Source organism: Bacillus sp. AFS059628 (assembly GCF_002571225.1).
Taxonomy (GTDB): domain Bacteria; phylum Bacillota; class Bacilli; order Bacillales; family Bacillaceae_G; genus Bacillus_A.
The window spans coordinates 26,050-48,058 of the sequence record NZ_NVEC01000085.1 but is presented as its reverse complement, the minus strand read 5'-3'; the positions used below and the strand labels follow the sequence as shown (position 1 = coordinate 48,058).

Here is a 22,009-nt window from a genome sequence, read left to right as displayed (position 1 = left end):
GCTCCTTTTAATTTACTGAATTTAGTGATACGAGTTGATAGTTTAATGTAGTTCTTCCGTTCTCCCACTCTAATTTTTGTATCATTGCACTACCAATTCTTTCTTCATTTGATTTATATAAAGGTAATATTTCTTGAACTGTAAATAAGTGATAACCATCCAATTTTAATTGAAATATGTTTTCTTCTATATGTAATCTTACTTCTTTTTCATTTGAAATAATTTTTGTGTGCATCTCAAATTTCATGATAGATACAACCCCTTTTTCTATTCTCTACATTATTAATAGTATATTGGCTATGCAAGATTGACAAGTAAATACACGGTAAAGTACATACTTTTCTAATGCTATATGTTTTCTATTTTTACATATATTACGGTATGTGAAATTTCATTATTTCCAAAAATAAAAATGTCTCATGCGACATCTTTATTTTTGGATAAAGTCTTTCATTACATAATATAAAACTGTAATGAGAACGATCGCTACAAAAAATGAAAATACTGCGACAATGTACCCATCTTTATTTAATAAAATGCAAAAAGAAATAGATATGATAAAAATCGGAAATACAAGTCGTACTTTATCCTTCACTTCCTCTGTCGTATCTGTATGATGAAAATACTGAGTTATTCCTATCATTAAAGAAGACAAAATAATCACCGACAATAGTAAAGGTACTGGCATTCCGATTTCTCCTTTCTCTATTTCTAATGAAAAGCAATTTTCTTACATTATTATCACTTCAAATACTCTTTCCAAAGTGGTTTTGTACAATTTACACATATATAATAGCGTGTTTATCATGATAAATTCAAATAATTACAATTACAGTAATGTTGTAATATTCATTTCCAACCTCCAAAATCCTGCAAATATAACTCGTCAAAATATGCAGTGTCGAAATTAACATGTACCGCCAACTTTAGACAAAATTTATAAAGGACATTTCAGTACGTATAAAGAATTAAGAATAAGAAGATATGTAAGGGAGGATGAATTATGACTGAACACGTTTTATTTTCTGTTAGCGAAAACGGCGTTGCATCAATTACTTTAAACCGCCCAAAAGCACTTAATTCTTTATCTTATGACATGCTGCAACCAATTGGGCAAAAACTGAAAGAATGGGAACATGATGAGCGAATTGCGCTTATCGTATTAAAGGGAGCTGGCACAAAAGGTTTTTGTGCAGGCGGCGACATTAAAACCCTTTATGAAGCACGTTCAAATGAAGCTGCATTACAGCATGCGGAACGTTTCTTTGAAGAAGAGTATGAAATTGATACATATATTTATCAATATAAAAAACCGATTATCGCTTGTTTAGATGGAATTGTAATGGGTGGTGGTGTCGGTCTGACAAATGGTGCGAAATATCGAATTGTAACGGAGCGTACGAAATGGGCAATGCCAGAAATGAATATCGGATTCTTCCCAGACGTCGGTGCTGCTTATTTCTTAAATAAAGCTCCAGGGTTCACTGGCCGATATGTTGCTTTAACAGCATCTATTTTAAAAGCTACTGACGTATTATTTATAAACGCTGCTGATTTCTTTATGACATCTGATTCATTACCAAATTTCCTTACCAAACTTGAAAGTGTAAATTGGCATAAAGAAGATGATGTACATACTAATTTAAAAGAAGTTATTCGTACATTTGCAACTGCTCCAAAATTAGAAAGCGAGCTTGCTCCTTCATTAGAAGAAATTAATTCCCATTTTGCATTCGATACAATTGAAGAAATCATCCATTCATTAGAAAAAGATCAAAGTTCCTTTGCTTTAAAAACGAAAGAAACGTTATTATCAAAATCGCCTGTTTCATTAAAAGTAACATTAAAGCAGTTTATTGATGGACAAGATAAATCCGTTGAAGAATGTTTCGCTACCGACCTTGTACTTGCTAAAAATTTCATGAGACATGTAGATTTCTTCGAAGGAGTCCGCTCTGTTGTCGTTGATAAAGATCAAAACCCGAATTATAAATATAAGCAGTTAAGTGATGTTTCAGAAGAGGATGTAAATCGATTCTTTAACTTACTTAACGCATAAGTGGCGGGTTACCCATCACCGCCCATAATGAGGCTATATACCAGTGTAACTACACGACTATATAGCCTCTTTCCCATTTAATATTTTTTAATAAAATTTAATTTTATTAAATCAAAATATGTGCTACACTATTTTTAATCAAATATTCTAAAAATAAAAAAAGGAGGAGCGACTATGATTGAAAATTATTTTCTTTTCATCATTATGTCTATTTGTCTTATTATTTTACCTGGTCCTGATACTGCAATGGCTACAAAAAATACATTAGTTGCCGGTAAGGTGGGCGGAGTAAAAACAGTGTTTGGTACATGTGTTGCACTATTAATTCATACTTTAGCAGCAGTTATCGGACTTTCCGCACTTATTGTAAAGTCAGCTCTTTTATTTTCTATTTTCAAGTACGTTGGAGCTCTATATTTAATTTATATTGGTATTAAAGCCCTTTTAGCAGTAGGAAATAAAGAAGGCGTTGATACGAACGATATATCTTTGAATAATGAAGATGAACACACCTCTTGCTTTCGACAAGGGTTTCTTACGAATTTATTAAACCCTAAAGTTGCAGTATTCTTTTTAACGTTTTTACCGCAATTTTTAAATCCAAATCATAATACGTTTATCCAACTTCTCGTAATGGGCCTTACTTACCTCGTTTTAACAGTCATTTGGTTCGCTTTTTATATATTTTTAATTGATAAAATTAGTGCTTTTATGAAAAAACCGAAGACGCAACGTTATATTCAAGGGTTAACGGGAATCGTCTTAATTGGTTTTGGTATTAAACTTGCTTTTGAAAAAAGTAATTAACAAAATGAAAACCACCACTATTAATAGTGGTGGTTTTCATTTAATAACTCATTTTGCTGTTTATTTTATATTAAAACCAACGCTCAGTTACAACTTTTTTACGTGTATAGAATTGAACGCCATCTGTACCATTTGTACCTAAATCACCAAAGAATGACGCTTTATTTCCTGCAAATGCGAAGAATGCCATTGGTGCTGGAACATTTACATTTACACCGATCATACCAGCATCGATATTATCACGGAACGTTTGTGCATGTTTACCGTTTGACGTATAAATAACTGCACCATTTGCAAATTTAGATTGATTTGTTAGTTTAATACCTTCTTCTAAATCTTTAACTCGTACAATGCTTAATACTGGAGCAAAAATCTCATCTTGCCAAATTTTCATTTCTTGATTTACACCGTCAAAGATTGTCGCACCTACAAAGTACCCTTCTCCAACTTCTTCCTTAATTTTGCGGCCATCTACTAATAAAGTAGCTCCATCTGCTACACCACTATTAATATAGCCTAATACGCGTTCTTTATGAGATTCACGAATTAATGGTCCAACATAATTTTCTTCGTGGAAACCGTCTCCTACTTTTAACTTCTTCGTCTCCGCTACTAATACGTCGATGAATTCATCAGCAATTTCATCTACTACTGCTACTACTGAACAAGCCATGCAACGCTCTCCACTACTTGCAAATGCAGAGCCGATTACACCTTGTACTGTTTTCTCAAGATTACAATCTGGCATTACAATCGCATGGTTTTTCGCACCAGCTAACGCTTGTACACGTTTCCCGTGTTTCGTACCTGTTTCATAAACGTAGCGAGCTACCGGCTCAGATCCAACGAACGAAACAGCTTGAATATCTTTATTTTCTAAAATGCTATTTACAACATCTTTTCCGCCTTGTACTAAATTTAATACTCCTTTTGGAAAACCAGCTTCATAGAATAACTCTACAAGTCGCTCTGCTAAAAGTGGCGTTCTTTCAGATGTTTTTAATACGAATGTATTACCGCAAGCAATTGCAAGTGGGAACATCCATAATGGAATCATCATTGGAAAGTTAAATGGCGTAATACCAGCAACAACTCCAATTGGATAACGCCAAATCGATCCATCAATGCCGCTAGCAATATTCGGTAGAGCTTGTCCCATCATTAAATTTGGTGCTGATGTTGCAAGTTCTACTGCCTCAATACCACGTTGTACTTCTCCAGTTGCATCCGTTAATGTTTTACCATTTTCAAGCGTAATGATTTTTGCAAGCTCTTCTTTGTTTTCTTGTAAAAGCTGTAAATATTTATACAATTGTCTTGAACGATTCGGAACTGGTACTTTAGACCATGTTTCGTATGCTGCTTTTGCTGCTTCAACAGCTTTTTCAACATCTTCTTTCGGAGATAGCGGAACGTAAGCAATAATTTTTCCAGTCGCCGGATTGGGAACTGCTTCTACTTCTGTACCAGTAGATTCTACCCACTCACCATTAATATGATTTTTTACTCGTTTAATTTCAGTTGTAATCATTATATTCTCTCCTTTTTTATGATGTTTATAAGTCTATTATTTTTGATTAGAAATTAATTGTTCACTAACTTTCTTATATAAAGCAGCCATATCGTTTTCACCATACCCTGCTTCACTTGCTTCTTCATATACGTTTAATAGCATTTCGCTTACTGGTAAGTGAAGTTCGCTTTCTTTCGCTAAATCTACTGCAAACCCCAAGTCTTTCTTTAATAAGTTCACAGTAAAGCCTGGCTCATAGTTTTCTGATGCAATAAAACTTTTATAATTGCGCTCATAAATTCTACTTTGACCATAGCTTACATTTAAAATATCAAACATTTTATCTAAATCCATATTGTTCTTTTTCGCTAATGTTAAAGCTTCACTCACACCAGCTGTATAAAAACCAATTAATAGGTTATTAATTAATTTAACTGTTGTACCACTATCAATTTGCTCACTAACGTGGAAAATGTTCGCACCTAGTACAGCCATGATAGATTCCGTTTTCTCATATACCTCTTTTGATCCACCAACCATAAACGTTAATGTACGGTTTTCAGCTCCAATTACCCCACCACTAACAGGTGCTGCTAAAAAGTCTACTTTCTTTTCCTTTGCAGCTTCCTCTAACTGTTTGTTCAATTGTGGAGATACAGTACTTGTATCAATTAAAACTACATTCGAGTGACTATTTTCAAATAATCCTTCTTCGCCAAAATATACCGCTTCAACAGCGCGAGGTGAAGGTAAACTTGTAAAAATCACATCACATGTTTCTGCTAGTTTTGAAATTGATAAGCCGATAATTCCGCCTTCTTTTTCAAAAGAAGCTTCAGCATTTTTATTTAAATCCACACCATATACTGTGTAACTCGATTTAACTAAATTTTTAGACATTGGAAGACCCATGTTACCTAAACCGATAAAACCAATCTTTTTCATATCGCTTTCCCCCTATTTACACAATATACTTTCCGCGATTTATAATAGCTTTCGCAATTTCTCTCTTTTTTGTAAATACGTTCGTGTATAAAGGCACTAATAATTGACGAATTTCAGTTAAAATCACGTGTCTATCTTGTTCTTCTGTAATAGTCGCGGAAAGGATAGAAATCGCTGCTTCTTCTACTTTGCGATAGCCTTCTTCACAAATAACGTCAGTTATCATTTGTTTCGTACGCTCTTTTTCTACACCATTTTTACTAATTGCTTTACTCGTACGTAAAAATGCTGATTCCATGACGTACACGTCCGTTAACATATTTGATAATACACGTGAATATTCTTGCTCTTGATCAATTTTTAAACCTGGAGTTTTAGAGAGCGTTTTCAAAGATTGTTTCAACAATTTTTTCGCTAATAAAATGTAACGATGGTTTCGTTCGACATTTTCTACATCAATCTCTACTTCAGTATCTTCAATTTGTTCCACTTGCTTCATTAACATTTTAGCAACTGTTAATCTATTAATTTCGTTCGTTCCTTCAAAAATACGACTAATTCTAGCATCACGATATAATCGTTCTACCTCATACTCTTGCATATAACCGTAACCACCATGAATTTGTACAGCTTCATCTACGATATGACCGAGTGTTTCAGAAGCATTTACTTTATTAAGTGCACATTCAATTGCAAATTGAGACATTTTCTTCATAAGATCCTCATCACTCTCATGAATTGCTTCATCAATTATACCTGCAGTACGATAAGCTGCACTTTCTGCTCCATATGTAGCAATGATCATATTTGCAATTTTCTCTTGAATCATCGTAAAGTCTACTAATTCCGTTTGGAACTGTTTTCTCTCTTTTCCGTATTGAACCGACAAACCAATTGCTTGTTTTGCTGTTCCAATATTTCCAAAAGCAAGCTTTAATCTAGCGAAGTTTAAAATATTTAAAGCAACGTGATGCCCTTTCCCAACTTCCCCTAAAACATTTTCAGCAGGTATGACAACATCTTCTAAAATAAGGGTAGCCGTTGAAGAACCTTTAATCCCCATTTTCTTTTCTTCTAGCCCAATAGATACACCTTCACATGTTCTTTCGACAATAAACGCTGTCATTCCTTTATTTGTCTTCGCAAAAACAACGTATACATCTGCCATATGAGCATTTGTAATCCATTGCTTTTCACCATTTAGCTTCCAAGCAGTACCATCTTCATTTAATACTGCACTCGTTTTTGCACTTAAAGCATCAGAACCAGCATTTGGTTCAGTTAAAGCATAAGCCCCAATCCATTCTCCAGACGCAATTTTTGGCAAATATTTTTCTTTTTGTTCTTTCGTTCCGTAATATATGTAAGGCAATGTACCTACACCTGCGTGTATATTAAATGAAACGCTAAATGCACCAGCGTATCCCATTTTTTCTGCTACAAGCCCTGAAACTGCCTTCCCTAACTCAAATCCTCCATACTCTTCTGGGACCTCGATACTTAATAATCCAAGTTCTCCAGCTTTCTCAAATAGTTGACGAGATACTTTATAGTTATGTTGTTCAATATTCTCCATTTGTGGAACAATTTCTTGTTTAACGAATTGTTCTGTCGTTTTTGCGATTAAATCTTCATCTCCTGAAAAGTCTTCTGGCGTAAAGAAACTATGATTCACATCTTTATTAAGTGAAAAAAATTCATCCCACGGTAACTTCGTTTTCTCCATCTGAATCCCCCTATCATTTCGGCCTTACTTGCTACTACTTATGCACGTCTACGATGAGTGGAATATCTTATTTTTGAAAACAGAAGGCGATGAATTTTCACATCAAGCAGTTTATTTTGCCAAAGATGTACTCTCATCGCCTTAGTTGTTTTATCTATTGATCTTCTGATAATACTGTTTTTGCAATTCCAGTATCTAATTCTTCAAAATCATGGTATGAGATTGTTTCATATAACTCACTTCTCGTTTGCATATTTGAAAGTGCATCTTTTTGAGAACCTGTTTCTTTAATTAAAGTAAACACATTCTCATACGCTTTCGCTGCAACACGAAGTGAAGTTACAGGATAAATAACCATTTGGAAGCCCATATTCGCAAATTCCTCTGCACTATAATACGGCGTTTTCCCGAACTCAGTCATATTCGCAAGTAAAGGTGCATTTACTTTACTATTAAATAGACGGAACTCCTCTTCTGATTGAAGCGCTTCGGGGAATATTGCATCTGCACCTGCTTTTACATAAGCGTTCGCTCTTTCGATTGCTTCATCTAAGCCTTCTACACCGCGAGCATCTGTGCGTGCCACAATATATAAGCTTGGTGCAACTTCTTTAATCGCTTTAATCTTTTGAACTAATTCTTCTGTCGTAACGAGTTTTTTACCATTTAAATGTCCACATTTCTTTGGTAATTGTTGATCTTCAATTTGAACAGCCGCAACTTTCGCTTCTAGCATTTCTACCGCTGTTCTCGCTACATTTAGGACACCGCCAAATCCTGTATCAATATCAACAAGAACTGGTAAGTCTGTAGCTCTTACTAGATCTCTTGCTCTCTCTGCTACTTCAGTAGAAGTCACGATTCCTAAATCAGGTAGCCCTTTACTTGCAGTATAAGCAGCTCCTGATAAATAAAGAGCTGAAAAACCTGTATTTCTCGCAACTAAAGCTACCATTGCATCATGAGCACCTGGAATTTGTAAAATTTCATTTGCTTCTACTAAAGCTCGGAAGCGATTCGCAAGCTCCTCTTGTGTTGACTGTTTATTCACAACCCAAGCCATTCTAAATTCCCCCTATTATTAAATTAAGAATAGATCTACAAATTCATTTACATTCATATTTTCTAGTTTTTCTTCATTTAAACAAGCTTCATGAATTTGCTCTTGTTGTTTACTAGAATAATGACCTGCCATATTTGCAGTGAATTTTTGAACAACTTTTGGAATTGCTTCGTCTCTACGGAAACGGTGACCAAGTGGGTATTCACATTCCACGTTTTCTGTTACAGTGCCATCTTTAAAATGAACTTGAACAGCGTTGGCGATTGAGCGCTTGTTCGGGTCAAGGTAATCTAAACTGTACTGTTTGTTTTCAACAACAACCATCTTATTACGTAATTCATCTACACGTGAATCATTTGCTACTGCATCCTCGTAATCGTCCGCAACGATATCTCCTTTTAATAAACCAATTGCCGTAATGTATTGTAAGCAATGATCACGATCAGCTGGGTTATTTAATGGACCTTCTTTATCAATAATACGAATTGCTGATTCATGCGTTGTAATTGTAATACGGTCAATTTCATCTAATCTTTCTTTAATTTCTGGATGCAATTTCACAGCACATTCTGCAGCTGTTTGTGCGTGGAATTCTGCTGGATATGAAACTTTAAATAATACATTTTCCATTACATAAGACTCTAGTGGTCTAGCTAATTTTAATTCTTGTTTATTGAATAATACATCTTGGAATCCCCAGCCCGGTGCAGATAAAGCTGTTGGATAACCCATTTCACCTTTTAGAGCAGTCATCGCAAGATGAACACCGCGGCTTGTTGCATCACCTGCTGCCCATGATTTACGTGATCCTGTATTTGGAGCATGACGATATGTACGAAGACTAGAATTATCAATCCACGCATGTGATAACGCATTAAAGATTTCTTCACGTGTTCCACCAAGCATTTTAGCAACTACAGCAGTTGTTGCCACTTTTACGTATAATACGTGGTCAAGACCGACGCGGTTTAAGCTGTTTTCTAAAGCAAGTACACCTTGAATTTCATGTGCTTTAATCATCATTTCTAATACTTCACGTACTTTTAACGGTTCTTTTCCTTCTGAAATACGAACACGGCTAATATAATCTGCCACAGCTAAAATTCCGCCTAGGTTATCAGATGGATGTCCCCACTCTGCTGCAAGCCAAGTATCGTTATAGTCTAACCAACGGATCATACAGCCGATATTAAATGCACCTTTCACTGGATCAAGTACATATGACGTACCTGGTACACGTGTACCATTTGGCACGATTGTTCCTGGTACAACTGGTCCTAGTAATTTCGTACACTCTGGATATTGCAATGCTAAAATTCCGCATCCAAGTGTATCAAGTAATACGTAACGAGCAGTACTGAATGCTTCTGGACTTGTTACCTCTTTATTTAATACATAATCTGTAATCTCTTCTAATAATGCATCTTTTTGTTTAATTTCATTTGTTTTAATCATGCTATCCTTCCCTTTCTGTCGAAAATTCGTTATTATTAATGATGGGTGTCGGTCAAACACCCATCTGGCGGGCGGCGCTAACAACTCCCCAGTTGTTCTTATTTACTAAGTACATGTCGCTCGCCAATATAATTTACACGTGGACGGAACAATCGATTGTTCGTATGCTGCTCAATTACGTGCGCGCATAGTCCCACTGTTCTAGAGCTAAAGAAAATTGGTGTATAAAGTTGAATTGGGATACCAAGCATCCAATATACTGGAGCAGCGTAATAATCAAGGTTCGGATAAATTCCTTTTTCCTTCTCCATAATTTTTTCCCCAGCTTCACACATTTCATATAGTGTATAATCACCTTTTACATCACATAACTGCTTTAAAGCTTCCTTCATCATGAGTGCTCTTGGATCCATCTTTTTCATATATACACGATGTCCAAAGCCCATAATCTTTTCTTTGTTGTATAGTTTCTTCTGTAACAACTCTTCAAACTTCTCAACATTACCAGCTTCCAAAAGCATGTACATAACTGCTTCGTTCGCACCGCCATGTAAGCTACCTTTTAAAGATGCAACCGCACCTGTTAAAGCACCATATAAGTCGGATTGCGTAGAGGCAATAACGCGCGCTGTAAATGTAGAGTTTGGCATTTCATGTTCACTATATAAAACAAGGGAACGATCAAAGATCTTTTCCTCAAGTTCAGTTGGCTTTTTACCTGTTAACATACAGAAGAAATTTGCGCTATATGATAGTTCTTTAAGAGGTTGAATTGGCTCTTCATTATTTAAAATGTGATAGCTATTCGCTACAATGTTCGGTACTTTACTCAATAATTTGTACCCGCGGCTTTTATTTACTTCCAATGAGCGGTTTTCAATATCATTATCGTAACCAGCTAATGCGGACACACCTGTACGTAATCCATCCATAGGATGCGTTTCTTTCGGTAATGCCTTCAGTACGTTGAATACACCTTCTGGTACTGCGTATTCTTCTTTTAATTTCTTTTCAAGTGTTACTTTTTCATCCTCATTCGGTAGATGTTCTTCCAATAAAAGGTGCACAATGTCTAAATACTCTTTTGTTTTTGAGAGTTCGATTAAATCATACCCTTGAATTACAATTTCACCTTTCACTGTGTCAAGAAACGAGATTTTCGTCTCTGCTGCCACTATACCATCTAATCCCGGGGAAAATTTTTCTTCAGCTTTCATCATTATTTCCTCCAATCCTAATAGATCTTCGTGCACATAACTGTAAGCCTTTACAATACTATGAAACTACATTTCTATTTCAATGTATCAGAGTTTTTAGAAGATTTCAATTTATTTTATAATGATAAGTTTCCTATACTTTTACCGATGTAACAATACAATTTTTCAAAAATAATTTTCATATTTTATAAAGAAAGGACAGACTTCTTTTCGTGTTTTATTAAAACAAAATATAAGAATGAACGAGAAAATCCCGTAGAATATATCATTCGCTCAATTTTTTTAAGAAAATAAAAAAAAACGAGTTGTATACATATACAACTCGTTTCTACATGAAATTTATTTCACTATCCCATCAATATAATTCTTATATAAAACTTATTTACTTTTAAAAAAGTTATTATTTTACATAATTAAATTAAATTTCTACCATTTCCTCATGATAAAATTCAACTACATGATAGTTTTTAAAGTACCAAACATTATCAACGTCCATCAAAAATAGAATGTCTTCTTTCTCAACTGACACGATTTTCCTATCTAATTTCTTAGAAACTATCCCTCAAGAATAGTCAGGCTGAATTGAACTATTATTATGTTAAACCATTGTAAATCGTTATGTTCAATTAAAATCCCCCTCTTTGTTATTCTCGTTTACGCAAATTCTTTTTTACCTAATCGCTGTTTTACAAAAATGACAAAAATAATGAAAGCAATTAATCCTGAAATTGCACTACCTGCAAATAAAATACGGTAACCAAACATTTGCGAAACAACTCCAAGTAAAATCGCACCAAGTCCAATCCCTAAATCAAATGCGGTAAAGAATGAAGCGTTAGCGACTCCTCTTTTACTCGGATCAACAATTGTAATCATCGCTGCTTGTAATTAACACCTCCATTTTACATTTTCTTAGTTCCTTTTCCCTCCGTAAATAGACGTATCTTTTTATAATAAATGGTCCACCATCAACTTAAATTGGTCTTACAACTTTATATGTATACATTAGCCTAAAGTCCTATCTATATGTACCTTTACACGCGTGAATAGAATATACTACTTTATTATCACAACTTAGGAGTGATTATGTTATGTGGATCTCTTCAAGAGTAACAGCCGTTGTTCCTTCGACTCCTGGGATACACGTTCCAGCTGTTCATACAGCTAGTTCCGATGTAGGAATTGAACTTCCTGCAACTTGGCAACAATATCAAATTCCAGGTCAAGTTACTCCCTCATTTTGGCATCATGGCGCACATCCAAGTAGTACTATGTTTCAAAGCCAAAGTTATCCTCCACTACCTCAGGCTCAAGTTTTTTATCATTTCCCTTCTATTTATTTTCAAAATTTCTATGGTACTTTTAACATTTAAACGAAAAAAGCACCTAAGAATGTAATGTATACAAATCTTAAGTGCTTTTTAATATTTTTTATAAAATTTTCTTATTGCCCATTATTAGCAGGGGCCTCTCCTGCATTACCGCCAGTCTCTGGTTGTGTGGTCGCTGGAGGTGTCGTATTTCCTTGGCCTCCTCCGTTATTTACTGGAGGTGTTGTATTTCCTTGGCCTCCTCCGTTATTTGTTGGAGGTGTCGTATTTCCTTGGCCTCCTCCATTATTTGCTGGAGGTGTCGTATTTCCTTGACCTCCTCCGTTATTTGCTGGAGGTGTCGTATTTCCTTGGCCTCCTCCGTTATTTGCTGGAGGTGTTGTCCCTTGACCATTTCCATTATTTTGTTCATTTTGTTTCTTTTCTTCTTCTTGTTTCTTTTGCTCTTCTTGTTTCTTTTGTTCTTCTTGCTTCTTAAGTTCCTCTTGTTTCTTTTCTTCTTCTTGTTTTTTCAGTTCTTCCTGTTTCTTTAATTCTTCTTGCTTTTTCTCTTCTTCAGTTTTTTGCTGCTGATCTTGTTTTGGTTTTTCCGTTGTATCCGGTACGCTCGTATTTGGAGAAGAATCACGTTTTTCACCTTTTATACGTAACTCACTGCCTTCTTGAATTACACTACTAGGCATTTTAAAGCGTGATTTATCCGTAGCCATTTCACTCATCATTTCTTTAAAGATCAGTTGTGCAATTTTCGTATTTTTGCTACTAATATACTCGTCTTTACCATCTTTCATATATCCAGTCCATACTGCCATCGTATATTGCGGCGTATAACCTGCAAACCAACTATCACGAGTTGCACTTTCCGGAATATTAAATTTCGCTAATTGTTTTGAATCATAGTTTGTTGTACCTGTTTTTCCAGCTACATCTAAAGAACTTATATTTGCCGCTGTACCAGTACCTGATGTTACTACTGAGCGAAGCATATCAGTAATCATATATGCTGTAGAGTCAGCTATAACTTGTTTTGGTTTTTGCTCAAAACTTTGTGATTTTCCGTCTGGATAAACTATTTTCTTAACAAAATGCGGTTTTGCATACTTTCCACCATTTCCAAATGTCGCATAAGCACCCGCTATTTCAGTTGGTGATACTTCGTTTGTACCAATAGCTGTAGATTCTGCCGGCGCTTTATTAAATGTAATACCTAATTTCTCAGAGAATTCCTTTGATTTATTAAGTCCTACTTCTTTTGCAGTTTTAACTGCTGGAACGTTACGTGACATTTTTAACGCTTCACGCATAGTAATTGGGCCTAAATGACTTCTGTCAGCATTTCGAAGTTCTTGTCCAGTTGAATATTTAAATGGAGAATCATCAATTTGATGATACGTAGCCCATTTTAAGTATTCAATTGCAGGACCGTAATCAAAGATTGGCTTCATAGTTGAACCAGCTGCACGATCTAATTCAATTGCCATATTATGCCCTTTAAATACTGCTTTATTTTCACCGCGCCCACTACCTATAGCACGAACCTCACCTGTTTTCGTATCCATAAATGTGAAAGCACCTTGGAATTTATCATTTGGATAATTAATAATATTTGTATTCAAAATGTTATCAGCTAATTTCTGTGCTTTTGGATCCAATGTTGTATAAATTTCTAAACCATCAGATCCAATATTTACATCTGGTATTTCCTTTTCTACTTCTTTCACTACTGCATCCATAAATGCAGGATATGGCATCGCTTGTAGCTCAGCTGCACTCTTAATATTTTTATCCACGGGTACTTTCGATGCTTCTTCCATTTCTGCTTTTGTAATATAACCATGTCGATTCATTAATTTTAGTACAACATTTCTTCTTTCTGTTGCCCTTTGAACATTTTCTGGTTTCGATGGATCATAGTTATTCGGTGCTTTCGGTAAACCTGCAAGCATCGCAACTTCTGGTAATGTTAACTCTTTCAATTCTTTACCATAGTAGTTTTGTGCTGCTGTTGCGATACCGTATGAACGGTTTCCTAAGTTAATTTTATTTAAATACATTTCTAAAATTTCATGTTTTGAATATTGTTGTTCTAGTTTATACGCTAAATATATTTCCTGAACCTTACGTTTTGATGTTTTTTCCATCGATAAGAAGTAGTTTTTAATAACCTGTTGCGTTATTGTACTTCCACCTTGTGAACCGTAATCTCCTTTAAGACTCACCAAAACAGCACGGGCAGTACCTTTGAAGTCTACTCCGCTATGCTCATAAAAACGTGCATCTTCTGTTGCTAAAAATGCATTTTCTACTAATTTAGGAATTTGATCATACGTAACATTCGTCCGCTTTTCTTTCCCGTATTCATATACCAAATCGCCATTTTTATCATAAATTTTTGAGGATAACGGATTAACAAGTTTTGCTTTCTCAAGTTTTGGTGCATCCTTAATCATTACGAAGAAGGTAGCAACCCCCGCCACTAAACCAACAATACCAAGTAATAAACAAGTAATTAAAAACTTGCGAAAGAATGATGTTTTACCTTTTGGTTTTTGTGTTTTAGAAGCTGGCTGTTTTTTCTTCTTAACTTGTCGTCGCTCCTCTCGAGAACGATAATTTTCTGACATGTTACTTTCTCCTGCCTTTCAATTCTCCCGTTGATTTACTTAAAAAATATTGAGGTCACTTTCTAAAATGAATTTAATTAAGAAAGTATATTGACCTGGAGCATTCAATATTTTCCTAATTCACAGATTATAAATTTTAGAATACTTCTTATACAAAGTATTTTCACTTCTATTTTTCCTAATAATGCTGCCCCTTTAAGCATAGAATGTAAAAAGTGAATTTTTAATACCTCGTATAAATAATATACCTTTTTTTCAAATGGTCAATATTTTCTTATTTATAAATCAAAGGTGAAATAAAAATAGCACAACGATATGTACTTCGTGTGAACTTCCTTATAATTACGTATAACGAACATTTAATATATTGCATATAAGTATCATACCTCTTTAATTATAAGGATTTCAACATCCCAACCCCAACATCTACAAGAAATTATAAAAATTGAAAAGCAAGGAGTTGCGTAATAATGGAATTATCTCCCGTGATTTCAAAAAGTATAGTTGCTGTTGGCTATAATCCATTTTCTATGATTTTACGTATTCAATTAAAGAATGGAATGTATGATTTCTTTAACGTGCCTGAAAACATTTACATCGGTTTATTAAATGCACATTCTAAAACGAATTATCACAATACTTATATTAAAAATTCTTTCCGCTATACTAAAATTTAAATTTAAACTTAAACGAAATGAAAAAAGAAAGGAGGTAATCCCCCTTTCTTTTTTCATTTCACAACTCAGCTATCTTCTATTTCTCTTATTCATGTCATCATATGCTTGAATTTGTTTTTTTAATCGCCGATCTGCTTTTTTATCGTGTACAACTAAAATCGCATGTATAACCCCTGGAACCCAAAATATTAATGTTAATATAAAATTAATTATTGCTTGAAATGGTTTTCCACAAAATAATACGGCTACAGGTGGAAGTAGAATTGCCAACAAATACATCATCGCTTGAAAACTCCTTGCTTTGTATTTTTTATCTCTCTTCTCTTCGTACGCTAATAAAACCAATTATTTTAATTTACTACTAATATCTCTTCTACTGCTATATATTCTATTCTAATGCAAAAAAACCTACCACTTCAACTTTTCTACTTATGTAAAATTGAAATTTTACATATCTCCTTTACAACATTTTATTATCTCCTTTTACATTCAGCCATTTACTAAAGTATCAACTCATTTCATACTTTAGAAGGAGTTTTTATATAAAGAAAAAGAGTAACGCTAGCAGTTACCCTTGTTTATATATCAAAAAAATCATTATTTATTTCGTTATTACTTTTAAATTTCAGCTTCTCTTTCCCGCATTTCTCACACCGATACACATAAGCTACACCTAGCTTACCCTTTTTAAAATCTTCATTGTCCTGTATCTTAATAACACTATACTTATGTTTACATTTAGATTCATCTAAAAAATTTTCAACCCATTTTTTCAACATAGAACTGTTCACCTCTATGAAAAAATCTTCATTTATTCTTATTACATACTTTTACATAAATTCTCAATCTCATGTTGCAACTTTTTAAATTGCTCAAAATGCATAGTGATAGAGTGACTGTTACCATAATCAACACTATGCTTTACAAATAAAACACCAGTGTCATGAAAAATTGCTTCCAGTTCTTTTCTGATGGATACTTTCGTTATATGTGCTGTTTTAATAGCCGATAAAATTGCAATTTCATTAAATTTTAATTTTATTTCATTTGGACAAAATGCTTCTTCGACCAATATAACTTCATTGCTATAAATAAGTGCAACAAGATTACTTGATTTTGCATCTGTTAAATCTACTTTTTTTATAACATTATTCATTACATTTTGCCTCCTTTGTTTTCGTATATATTAATTATACAATCACTATTTTTAATTACTCATCCTTACATTAATTTTAACATACTTTTATTGTGGGATTAAGCTACACTTCAAATGATTTACTATTCCACAATCTTTGTTACATGAACCATTTGAACTATAGTATCATATAGTAGTGTTAACAAATGATTGTAAAGCGGGTGAAAACCATGCCCTCAGTTGTAGGGAATTTAGTTGTACAAAATAGTAACGGTTCATTTAACTTAGGTGATTTCTACAACGTTTCTCCGAAAGAAAATACGAAGGCTTATAATGGATCTGGTGCTTCAAACGTTGGTTTTGTTGTTAACACTTTTAATGGCGTGAGCGCGACTAATACGTTTGATTCTGACCTTGCAGATCAAAATCAAGTGGGTACAGCCTAATCCTATTTTCCATCGTTTTGTTTAGAAATTTTAAACTTGTCTATACTATAATCAGGCTGTTACACAGCTATTGTTGATTTTTGGAGTACCCTATCTTTTTCTCCCTTTCCCTGGGGCTTAGCAGCTAGTATGAAGCTAGCTGCTTTTTCGTTTTATTATTTCTATCTCTCATCTAACAAAAATAAAAAAGCTAAAACTTAAATTTCAGCTTTCTTTACGTTATTTCAATAATATCCGAAGTATTTAATACATAAGTTCTATAAAAAGCGTCAGTACATATTACTATGCGCTTTAGCGGGTTTATATGCACAACTGTCATATAACTTGTAAGGATATATCCATCTTCAAAATATGTCACCAATATTTCTTTTTCAGACAAAAAGGATGTTAATAATGTATCAGAAATTCTTTCTTTAGCTTCGTTTGTTACGAGCGGTTTTTGTACTTTAAATTTTTCTCCAACAACCTCTCGCATACTTAACAACTGTTCAGACATTACTGTAAACGGAACCCATTCTCTTTCTACTTTCTGCACCTTTGCATCATTCATTTCTTTATCTCCTTGATCATTTATCCATTTTATTTCATACATATTGCTCTTCGATTATTCTTTCATAATTGCTTGGCCCATATTTACCCCGTATTAATAGACAGGTAAGTTCCTACCTCAATATTCGCTACAGGCGAGGAAAGTAAGTTGAAAATCAACTGCCCGTAAATAAAGTTTCACTTTATTTCTAAATCGTATACTATTTACACCACAAGAACATTCGTTCTAATTATACACGAACCTACGTTCTTTTGAGAAGAGATATAATTATATTTTTAATAAAATATAATTTAAATTACTTATTTTTTCTTCTTCAAATGAGCTTTTCACTTCTTATTTAATAGGACGTTCACAAATCAACAAAAAAAGTTTTAATTTTCAAGTTTATTAACCATCTATAAATGACAGCATATATTATAAAGAACGAACTCACAAAGTTTCTATGAAAAGAGAGCAATTTAAACACTCTCTTTTCTTACATACGGTATAAGACTATCTATAAATAATTCCTCCTAATTATTTCATATATCTTGGTTGTACTATTATATGTAACTCCCTCTCTGTTACTGCTTTTTTGGGGTTACGAAAATACTCTAATTCGTATTTTAATACTTCATACTCAATCATCCCGATCTTAATCCCTTTCGTTTCTTTTAAAATAGCTAATAAGTTACTTATATCTTCATCGTTCGATTCAAAAACTTTCCCTGCATCTTCTCTTTGAAAAATTACTTTCACATGTTCTCCTCCTACGTAATATATTTATCTATTCAATAATCCATTTAAAAATGTTCATTCTTCCTCTGAAAATTCCATACTAAGAAGAATATCCATTTTAATGGAATGCTTTACTTTTTACTTCATTTAGCATCAATATTAATGTATGTTTCATTCTGCAAACTATGTTTATCCACTTCAAAAAAGTAAAACTTAAATCAACTCAAGTTTTGTTCATTCCCGACTAATAATTGGCCTACACCAATCGTACTACCTACAAATAGTGAGTAAAAAATAAGAAATTCACTTTATATTTAATGAAATTAAATAAATAAAACATTATAATATCAACATTTTTGGAAGTAATAATTATTCTACTTTAAAATAATTACATAAATTCCTATTGTAATTCTTAATATTTATATGTAATATTGTATTGTCTTACTATCTATTTATAACTCACACACTAACTAGAAAAGGGAACCTGTATAGGTTCCCTTTTCTAATTACAGTCATTATTTTTTTTCTAGAAATTCAAATGTATTTTTAAATTCTTTGCCGTTCACCTTAATATCAGCATCTTTCAATAAGTCATTGACTACTTGTTGTTTCCATTTCCCTGTCGTATCTTGTAGTCTTTGCTGTTCTAGGTCTTTACGAATGCTATCTTTCACTTCATCAAATGGCTTCAATTCTTTTTTATCTGTCACTTTAATAATATGGTAACCGTAAGTTGTTTTTACCGGATCACTTACTTGTCCTGCATCTAATTTATATGCTGCTTCCTCAAATTCTTTCACTGTTTGCCCTGGAGCGAAACCAGTTATTTCTCCGCCTTGTTCTTTTGAACCAGTATCCTCTGAGTATTGCTTCGCTAAAGCCACAAAATCTTCACCATTATTTACTTTCTCTTTCACTTCTTTAGCGGTCTTTTCATCTTTCACTAAAATGTGACTTACCTTTATCTCTGGTTTATAGTTATTTTTTACATCTTTTTCTGTAACAGTCGCTTTAATCGCTTTCTCAAATGCGATTTCTGGCTTCATTTTTTCTTTTAATTCATCTTCATTTTTCAATCCAACTTGTTCTAAAGTCGATTTGAAGTTGTCACCCATTTTATCTTTTGCTTCTTCAACTTGTTTTTTCGCTTCCTCATCTGAAACTTTATATTTATCTAGTAATGCCTTACTTAACACCATTTGGTATAAAGTACTTTCTCCATATTTTTGTCTTAATTCTTTACTTAATTCTTTCTCTGTAACATTTCCTACTTTTGATGTTACTACGTTTTCTGAGGAACCACATGCAGATAATGCCAGTACTACGCATGAAATAATTGTTCCTAAAAATAGCTTGTTCTTTTTCAATTCAAAATACCTCACTTTTATTATGATACAAAAACAACTATACAATGTTGATGTGTAAACAATGTGTTTTCTACATGTAATTCATTTCATTCACATAATTTTGATACATAAAATCTATCGTATTCGAGCCATCTTGAACGCTAGCAATAACTAAATCTAGCTGAGATGCTGCAATATCCCCCAATCTATAGTTCCATTCCATTTTGAAATATCGATAATATAACCCAATACAATTCCTCCCCTTTTTATTATCATATTCAAAGCTTGTTTTATTGAAAGCCACCTATACTTAATACTAGCTATCTATAATATAAATAAAGGGAATCTATATTGTTTTTCAAAACATACAACCTTTTAATTAAGTTTCTACTAATCTTTCATAATCTGATTACACCATAAAACTCCATATCATTATCAACTCAACTAAAAATTTCATATTATATATTAATACGCTATTACAAACCAAACAAAAAACGCAGTATACCATACTGCGTCTTAGGAGCTGATTTCATGGAAAAAAAACCTATCGTTTTCAAAGTTCCACCAAACTCAAAACTAAAAATTACATTTTTCGGTCCTTGTAACGAGGTCATTACAAATGTTTCTATAATTAATCAACTTTCCACACCTAGGTGTCAAACTATTACCCAATATCCAGACTATAAGAAATACGAAACTGAAGTGCAATCATTATCCAATTGTTAATCCATTCTCTCCACAATTTGATTAGCTAAACAACTTTGGTAAAAGACTAAAATTACTCATTTCATGATATTCCATTGATATTCTATTGATTTTTCACACGTTTTTATTAACAGAACATATATTATCGTATGGAGATTATCCACTCATAAAACCTATCTTTCTTTAGAGCGTACTGTTTATGTATGCTCTTTTTTATTTATCCCTCATCCTATGCATATGAAGTGAAACTTTAATCCGCTCTCACCAATCGGGCATTTACGGGATAAACCTGTTTATTTTTATATTTCATAGGCCATCTCCTCCTGCTTACTTATAAACAATTTAATCAATGTGAATTCAATATTACTCCATTATTTATTATACTTTTACTCCTCTGTTACATTAGTGTATCCAATCAAACTTTATATTCATCTAATATATTTCCCTTCTAAATTGACCATAGTTATATTAAAATCTTTATATACTCAAGGAGGTCAAACATGTTCAAGTTGCATCCAATACTACTCATCTTAGGATTTATTTTATTTTTATATAGTGTAGTCGCCTTAATGTTATTCCTTTCTATTCAATAGCAATACCTTCATAAACCTTTGATAAATATGTAATTTCCATATGGTAAAGAAAAAATGTAATTATACAGACATAAATCAAGATATCTTTTCTATTCAGTTAGACAGCTAGCACATGTAATGCCAAAGAACTTTTACAACTATGTTACTCATTTCTTTATACGCTGTTTATTACCCGCAGAATATCTAATAGTCATAATAAGCTAGCACTTTCAACTTTATTTCCTAGTATGTGAAATTTTCATGAATCAAACTATACTTAACCTATTTACTTATATATTTCAGAAAAACAATAATAATCCCCCACCATTTGGTAAAGGGGATTAAGTAAATCTACTGAAAAGTATTTTATTCTTATTTAATTGGAGAAGGAAATCTTGCCGCTTCGAAATGTGAGCCGTCTTCCGATGAACTTAAAACGCCGTCTATACTACTTTGTGCATAAACCTCAACTTGATCTCCTTCATTCAATTGTATAATCGTTGAAACACTTACTACATTCCCAAAATTAATTGGACCGAAAAAGTCATTATCTATAGCTATTGCTGCGTTTCCATTTACACGAATTTCTACACGAGCTCTATAATTTAAGCTCGGATCGTTTGGAAAGAAACCAATTGTTCCAATAATAGAGTAAACTCCTTGCGTCTTCGGAATAAAAATAGACGTTGCTGGATTATACTCATTTGCTAAATCAAATTGTTCATTTTGGAACAATACCTTTACAAAAGTATTGGCAGGAACCGTTTGATCCACCGTATTTCTAGCTCTAAATGCTGATGCCCTAACAAGCTTATCCTTGTTGTCATTATACTTACTCGTGTTCTTACAACAATCATGCTGTTTCTTTTTATACTCTTTACAATACTTACAGTAGTTATAGCAAGACATACTAGTTCCCCTTTCATGCTTATTACTACATATTATGTAAGAGGGATTCGCAATGTTTGGACGAGCTATTGTTTTAGCACTATACTTGCCGCTTATTTATATGTACGTGAGCGGAAAAGATATTTATAATAATACAACCTAGATGTATAGTGCACTCCATTCAAATTTAATGGATGCTTCTTTTATCTATTTTACTTTAAATACATAAAAAA

General features: G+C 33.3%; 22 protein-coding genes and 2 pseudogenes. 6 read left to right on the top strand and 18 right to left on the bottom strand.

Going from position 1 to position 22,009, the window contains the following annotated elements; translation table 11 throughout:
• Positions 1-7: 7 nt before the first annotated feature.
• Positions 8-247, bottom strand: coding sequence for a DUF2584 domain-containing protein (locus COL05_RS25620; protein ID WP_087956399.1), 240 nt, complete (start codon positions 245-247; stop codon positions 8-10).
• 183 nt (positions 248-430) lie between these two features.
• The gene (locus COL05_RS25615; RefSeq protein ID WP_048528963.1) at positions 431-688 is read right to left on the bottom strand and encodes a hypothetical protein; all 258 of its coding nucleotides are present in this window, start codon (positions 686-688) and stop codon (positions 431-433) included.
• A 315-nt stretch (positions 689-1,003) separates the two neighbouring features.
• On the opposite strand from COL05_RS25615, the gene COL05_RS25610 reads away from it, so the two are divergent.
• Positions 1,004-2,059 carry an enoyl-CoA hydratase/isomerase family protein gene (locus COL05_RS25610; protein ID WP_098670625.1) on the top strand — a complete coding sequence of 352 codons (1,056 nt, stop codon included), beginning with the start codon at positions 1,004-1,006 and terminating at the stop codon, positions 2,057-2,059.
• A 174-nt stretch (positions 2,060-2,233) separates the two neighbouring features.
• The gene (locus tag COL05_RS25605; RefSeq protein WP_098670624.1) at positions 2,234-2,866 is read left to right on the top strand and encodes a LysE family translocator; all 633 of its coding nucleotides are present in this window, start codon (positions 2,234-2,236) and stop codon (positions 2,864-2,866) included.
• A 70-nt stretch (positions 2,867-2,936) separates the two neighbouring features.
• Here COL05_RS25605 and COL05_RS25600 read toward each other — a convergent pair whose 3' ends face one another.
• From COL05_RS25600 to COL05_RS25570, 7 genes and pseudogenes are all read right to left on the bottom strand, one after another.
• The gene (locus tag COL05_RS25600; protein WP_000633353.1) at positions 2,937-4,397 is read right to left on the bottom strand and encodes a CoA-acylating methylmalonate-semialdehyde dehydrogenase; all 1,461 of its coding nucleotides are present in this window, start codon (positions 4,395-4,397) and stop codon (positions 2,937-2,939) included.
• 36 nt (positions 4,398-4,433) lie between these two features.
• Positions 4,434-5,324, bottom strand: coding sequence for an NAD(P)-dependent oxidoreductase (locus COL05_RS25595; protein WP_098670623.1), 891 nt, complete (start codon positions 5,322-5,324; stop codon positions 4,434-4,436).
• A 16-nt stretch (positions 5,325-5,340) separates the two neighbouring features.
• Positions 5,341-7,050, bottom strand: coding sequence for an acyl-CoA dehydrogenase family protein (locus COL05_RS25590; protein ID WP_098670622.1), 1,710 nt, complete (start codon positions 7,048-7,050; stop codon positions 5,341-5,343).
• Between the two features lie 154 nt (positions 7,051-7,204).
• Positions 7,205-8,113, bottom strand: a complete 909-nt coding sequence (prpB, locus tag COL05_RS25585) for a methylisocitrate lyase (RefSeq protein ID WP_098670621.1) — start codon at positions 8,111-8,113, stop codon at positions 7,205-7,207.
• 18 nt (positions 8,114-8,131) lie between these two features.
• Positions 8,132-9,568, bottom strand: a complete 1,437-nt coding sequence (gene prpD, locus COL05_RS25580; RefSeq protein WP_098670620.1) for a 2-methylcitrate dehydratase — start codon at positions 9,566-9,568, stop codon at positions 8,132-8,134.
• Positions 9,569-9,666: 98 nt separating this feature from the next.
• Positions 9,667-10,788, bottom strand: a complete 1,122-nt coding sequence (mmgD, locus tag COL05_RS25575; protein WP_142337664.1) for a citrate synthase — start codon at positions 10,786-10,788, stop codon at positions 9,667-9,669.
• 651 nt (positions 10,789-11,439) lie between these two features.
• Positions 11,440-11,673: pseudogene (locus COL05_RS25570) on the bottom strand (MFS transporter); the annotation flags it as partial.
• Positions 11,674-11,876: 203 nt separating this feature from the next.
• Between COL05_RS25570 and COL05_RS25565 the strand changes: the two are divergent.
• Positions 11,877-12,158, top strand: a complete 282-nt coding sequence (locus tag COL05_RS25565; protein WP_098670618.1) for a hypothetical protein — start codon at positions 11,877-11,879, stop codon at positions 12,156-12,158.
• Between the two features lie 71 nt (positions 12,159-12,229).
• Here the strand turns inward: COL05_RS25565 and COL05_RS25560 are convergent, their stop codons facing one another.
• Entirely contained in the window at positions 12,230-14,740 is a 2,511-nt protein-coding gene (locus COL05_RS25560; RefSeq protein WP_098670617.1) for a PBP1A family penicillin-binding protein, read from the bottom strand.
• 470 nt (positions 14,741-15,210) lie between these two features.
• Here COL05_RS25560 and COL05_RS25555 point away from each other — a divergent pair, with 470 nt between their 5' ends.
• The gene (locus COL05_RS25555; protein WP_098670616.1) at positions 15,211-15,417 is read left to right on the top strand and encodes a KTSC domain-containing protein; all 207 of its coding nucleotides are present in this window, start codon (positions 15,211-15,213) and stop codon (positions 15,415-15,417) included.
• Between the two features lie 69 nt (positions 15,418-15,486).
• Here the strand turns inward: COL05_RS25555 and COL05_RS25550 are convergent, their stop codons facing one another.
• The 3 genes from COL05_RS25550 to COL05_RS25540 all read right to left on the bottom strand — a co-directional run bounded on the left by COL05_RS25550 (position 15,487) and on the right by COL05_RS25540 (position 16,573).
• Positions 15,487-15,699, bottom strand: a complete 213-nt coding sequence (locus COL05_RS25550) for a YqaE/Pmp3 family membrane protein (RefSeq protein WP_078418528.1) — start codon at positions 15,697-15,699, stop codon at positions 15,487-15,489.
• 296 nt (positions 15,700-15,995) lie between these two features.
• Positions 15,996-16,196, bottom strand: coding sequence for a hypothetical protein (locus COL05_RS25545; RefSeq protein ID WP_046955721.1), 201 nt, complete (start codon positions 16,194-16,196; stop codon positions 15,996-15,998).
• Between the two features lie 41 nt (positions 16,197-16,237).
• On the bottom strand, positions 16,238-16,573 hold the full coding sequence (locus COL05_RS25540) for a hypothetical protein (protein WP_098670615.1): 336 nt from the start codon (positions 16,571-16,573) through the stop codon (positions 16,238-16,240).
• 209 nt (positions 16,574-16,782) lie between these two features.
• Between COL05_RS25540 and gerPF the strand changes: the two genes are divergently transcribed.
• The gene (gene gerPF / locus COL05_RS25535; protein ID WP_001141565.1) at positions 16,783-16,998 is read left to right on the top strand and encodes a spore germination protein GerPF; all 216 of its coding nucleotides are present in this window, start codon (positions 16,783-16,785) and stop codon (positions 16,996-16,998) included.
• A gap of 214 nt (positions 16,999-17,212) precedes the next feature.
• Here the strand turns inward: gerPF and COL05_RS25530 are convergent, their stop codons facing one another.
• The 4 genes and pseudogenes from COL05_RS25530 to COL05_RS25515 form a co-directional block, all read right to left on the bottom strand.
• Complete coding sequence (locus tag COL05_RS25530; protein ID WP_098670614.1) at positions 17,213-17,548, bottom strand: YolD-like family protein; 336 nt, start codon at positions 17,546-17,548, stop codon at positions 17,213-17,215.
• 516 nt (positions 17,549-18,064) lie between these two features.
• A complete protein-coding gene (locus COL05_RS25525) occupies positions 18,065-18,286 on the bottom strand; it encodes a hypothetical protein (RefSeq protein ID WP_098670613.1) in 222 nt (73 codons plus the stop codon).
• 494 nt (positions 18,287-18,780) lie between these two features.
• Positions 18,781-19,632 carry a peptidylprolyl isomerase PrsA gene (locus tag COL05_RS25520; RefSeq protein ID WP_098670612.1) on the bottom strand — a complete coding sequence of 284 codons (852 nt, stop codon included), beginning with the start codon at positions 19,630-19,632 and terminating at the stop codon, positions 18,781-18,783.
• 82 nt (positions 19,633-19,714) lie between these two features.
• Positions 19,715-19,860: pseudogene (locus COL05_RS25515) on the bottom strand (N-acetylmuramoyl-L-alanine amidase); the annotation flags it as partial.
• Positions 19,861-20,142: 282 nt separating this feature from the next.
• On the opposite strand from COL05_RS25515, the gene COL05_RS25510 reads away from it, so the two are divergent.
• A complete protein-coding gene (locus COL05_RS25510) occupies positions 20,143-20,337 on the top strand; it encodes a hypothetical protein (protein WP_098670611.1) in 195 nt (64 codons plus the stop codon).
• 923 nt (positions 20,338-21,260) lie between these two features.
• Here COL05_RS25510 and COL05_RS25505 read toward each other — a convergent pair.
• Positions 21,261-21,797 (bottom strand): C1q-like domain-containing protein, encoded by a 537-nt coding sequence (locus tag COL05_RS25505; RefSeq protein ID WP_098670610.1) that lies wholly within the window; start codon positions 21,795-21,797, stop codon positions 21,261-21,263.
• Positions 21,798-22,009 lie beyond the last annotated feature (212 nt).

Bases quoted from the DNA above. Each gene is read 5' to 3' on its own strand.
- COL05_RS25620 (WP_087956399.1), bottom strand. From the start codon at position 247: ATGAAATTTGAGATGCACACAAAAATTATTTCAAATGAAAAAGAAGTA.
- COL05_RS25615 (WP_048528963.1), bottom strand. From the start codon at position 688: ATGCCAGTACCTTTACTATTGTCGGTGATTATTTTGTCTTCTTTAATG.
- COL05_RS25610 (WP_098670625.1), top strand. From the start codon at position 1,004: ATGACTGAACACGTTTTATTTTCTGTTAGCGAAAACGGCGTTGCATCA.
- COL05_RS25605 (WP_098670624.1), top strand. From the start codon at position 2,234: ATGATTGAAAATTATTTTCTTTTCATCATTATGTCTATTTGTCTTATT.
- COL05_RS25600 (WP_000633353.1), bottom strand. From the start codon at position 4,397: ATGATTACAACTGAAATTAAACGAGTAAAAAATCATATTAATGGTGAG.
- COL05_RS25595 (WP_098670623.1), bottom strand. From the start codon at position 5,324: ATGAAAAAGATTGGTTTTATCGGTTTAGGTAACATGGGTCTTCCAATG.
- COL05_RS25590 (WP_098670622.1), bottom strand. From the start codon at position 7,050: ATGGAGAAAACGAAGTTACCGTGGGATGAATTTTTTTCACTTAATAAA.
- prpB (WP_098670621.1), bottom strand. From the start codon at position 8,113: ATGGCTTGGGTTGTGAATAAACAGTCAACACAAGAGGAGCTTGCGAAT.
- prpD (WP_098670620.1), bottom strand. From the start codon at position 9,568: ATGATTAAAACAAATGAAATTAAACAAAAAGATGCATTATTAGAAGAG.
- mmgD (WP_142337664.1), bottom strand. From the start codon at position 10,788: ATGATGAAAGCTGAAGAAAAATTTTCCCCGGGATTAGATGGTATAGTG.
- COL05_RS25565 (WP_098670618.1), top strand. From the start codon at position 11,877: ATGTGGATCTCTTCAAGAGTAACAGCCGTTGTTCCTTCGACTCCTGGG.
- COL05_RS25560 (WP_098670617.1), bottom strand. From the start codon at position 14,740: ATGTCAGAAAATTATCGTTCTCGAGAGGAGCGACGACAAGTTAAGAAG.
- COL05_RS25555 (WP_098670616.1), top strand. From the start codon at position 15,211: ATGGAATTATCTCCCGTGATTTCAAAAAGTATAGTTGCTGTTGGCTAT.
- COL05_RS25550 (WP_078418528.1), bottom strand. From the start codon at position 15,699: ATGATGTATTTGTTGGCAATTCTACTTCCACCTGTAGCCGTATTATTT.
- COL05_RS25545 (WP_046955721.1), bottom strand. From the start codon at position 16,196: ATGTTGAAAAAATGGGTTGAAAATTTTTTAGATGAATCTAAATGTAAA.
- COL05_RS25540 (WP_098670615.1), bottom strand. From the start codon at position 16,573: ATGAATAATGTTATAAAAAAAGTAGATTTAACAGATGCAAAATCAAGT.
- gerPF (WP_001141565.1), top strand. From the start codon at position 16,783: ATGCCCTCAGTTGTAGGGAATTTAGTTGTACAAAATAGTAACGGTTCA.
- COL05_RS25530 (WP_098670614.1), bottom strand. From the start codon at position 17,548: ATGAATGATGCAAAGGTGCAGAAAGTAGAAAGAGAATGGGTTCCGTTT.
- COL05_RS25510 (WP_098670611.1), top strand. From the start codon at position 20,143: ATGGAAAAAAAACCTATCGTTTTCAAAGTTCCACCAAACTCAAAACTA.
- COL05_RS25505 (WP_098670610.1), bottom strand. From the start codon at position 21,797: ATGTCTTGCTATAACTACTGTAAGTATTGTAAAGAGTATAAAAAGAAA.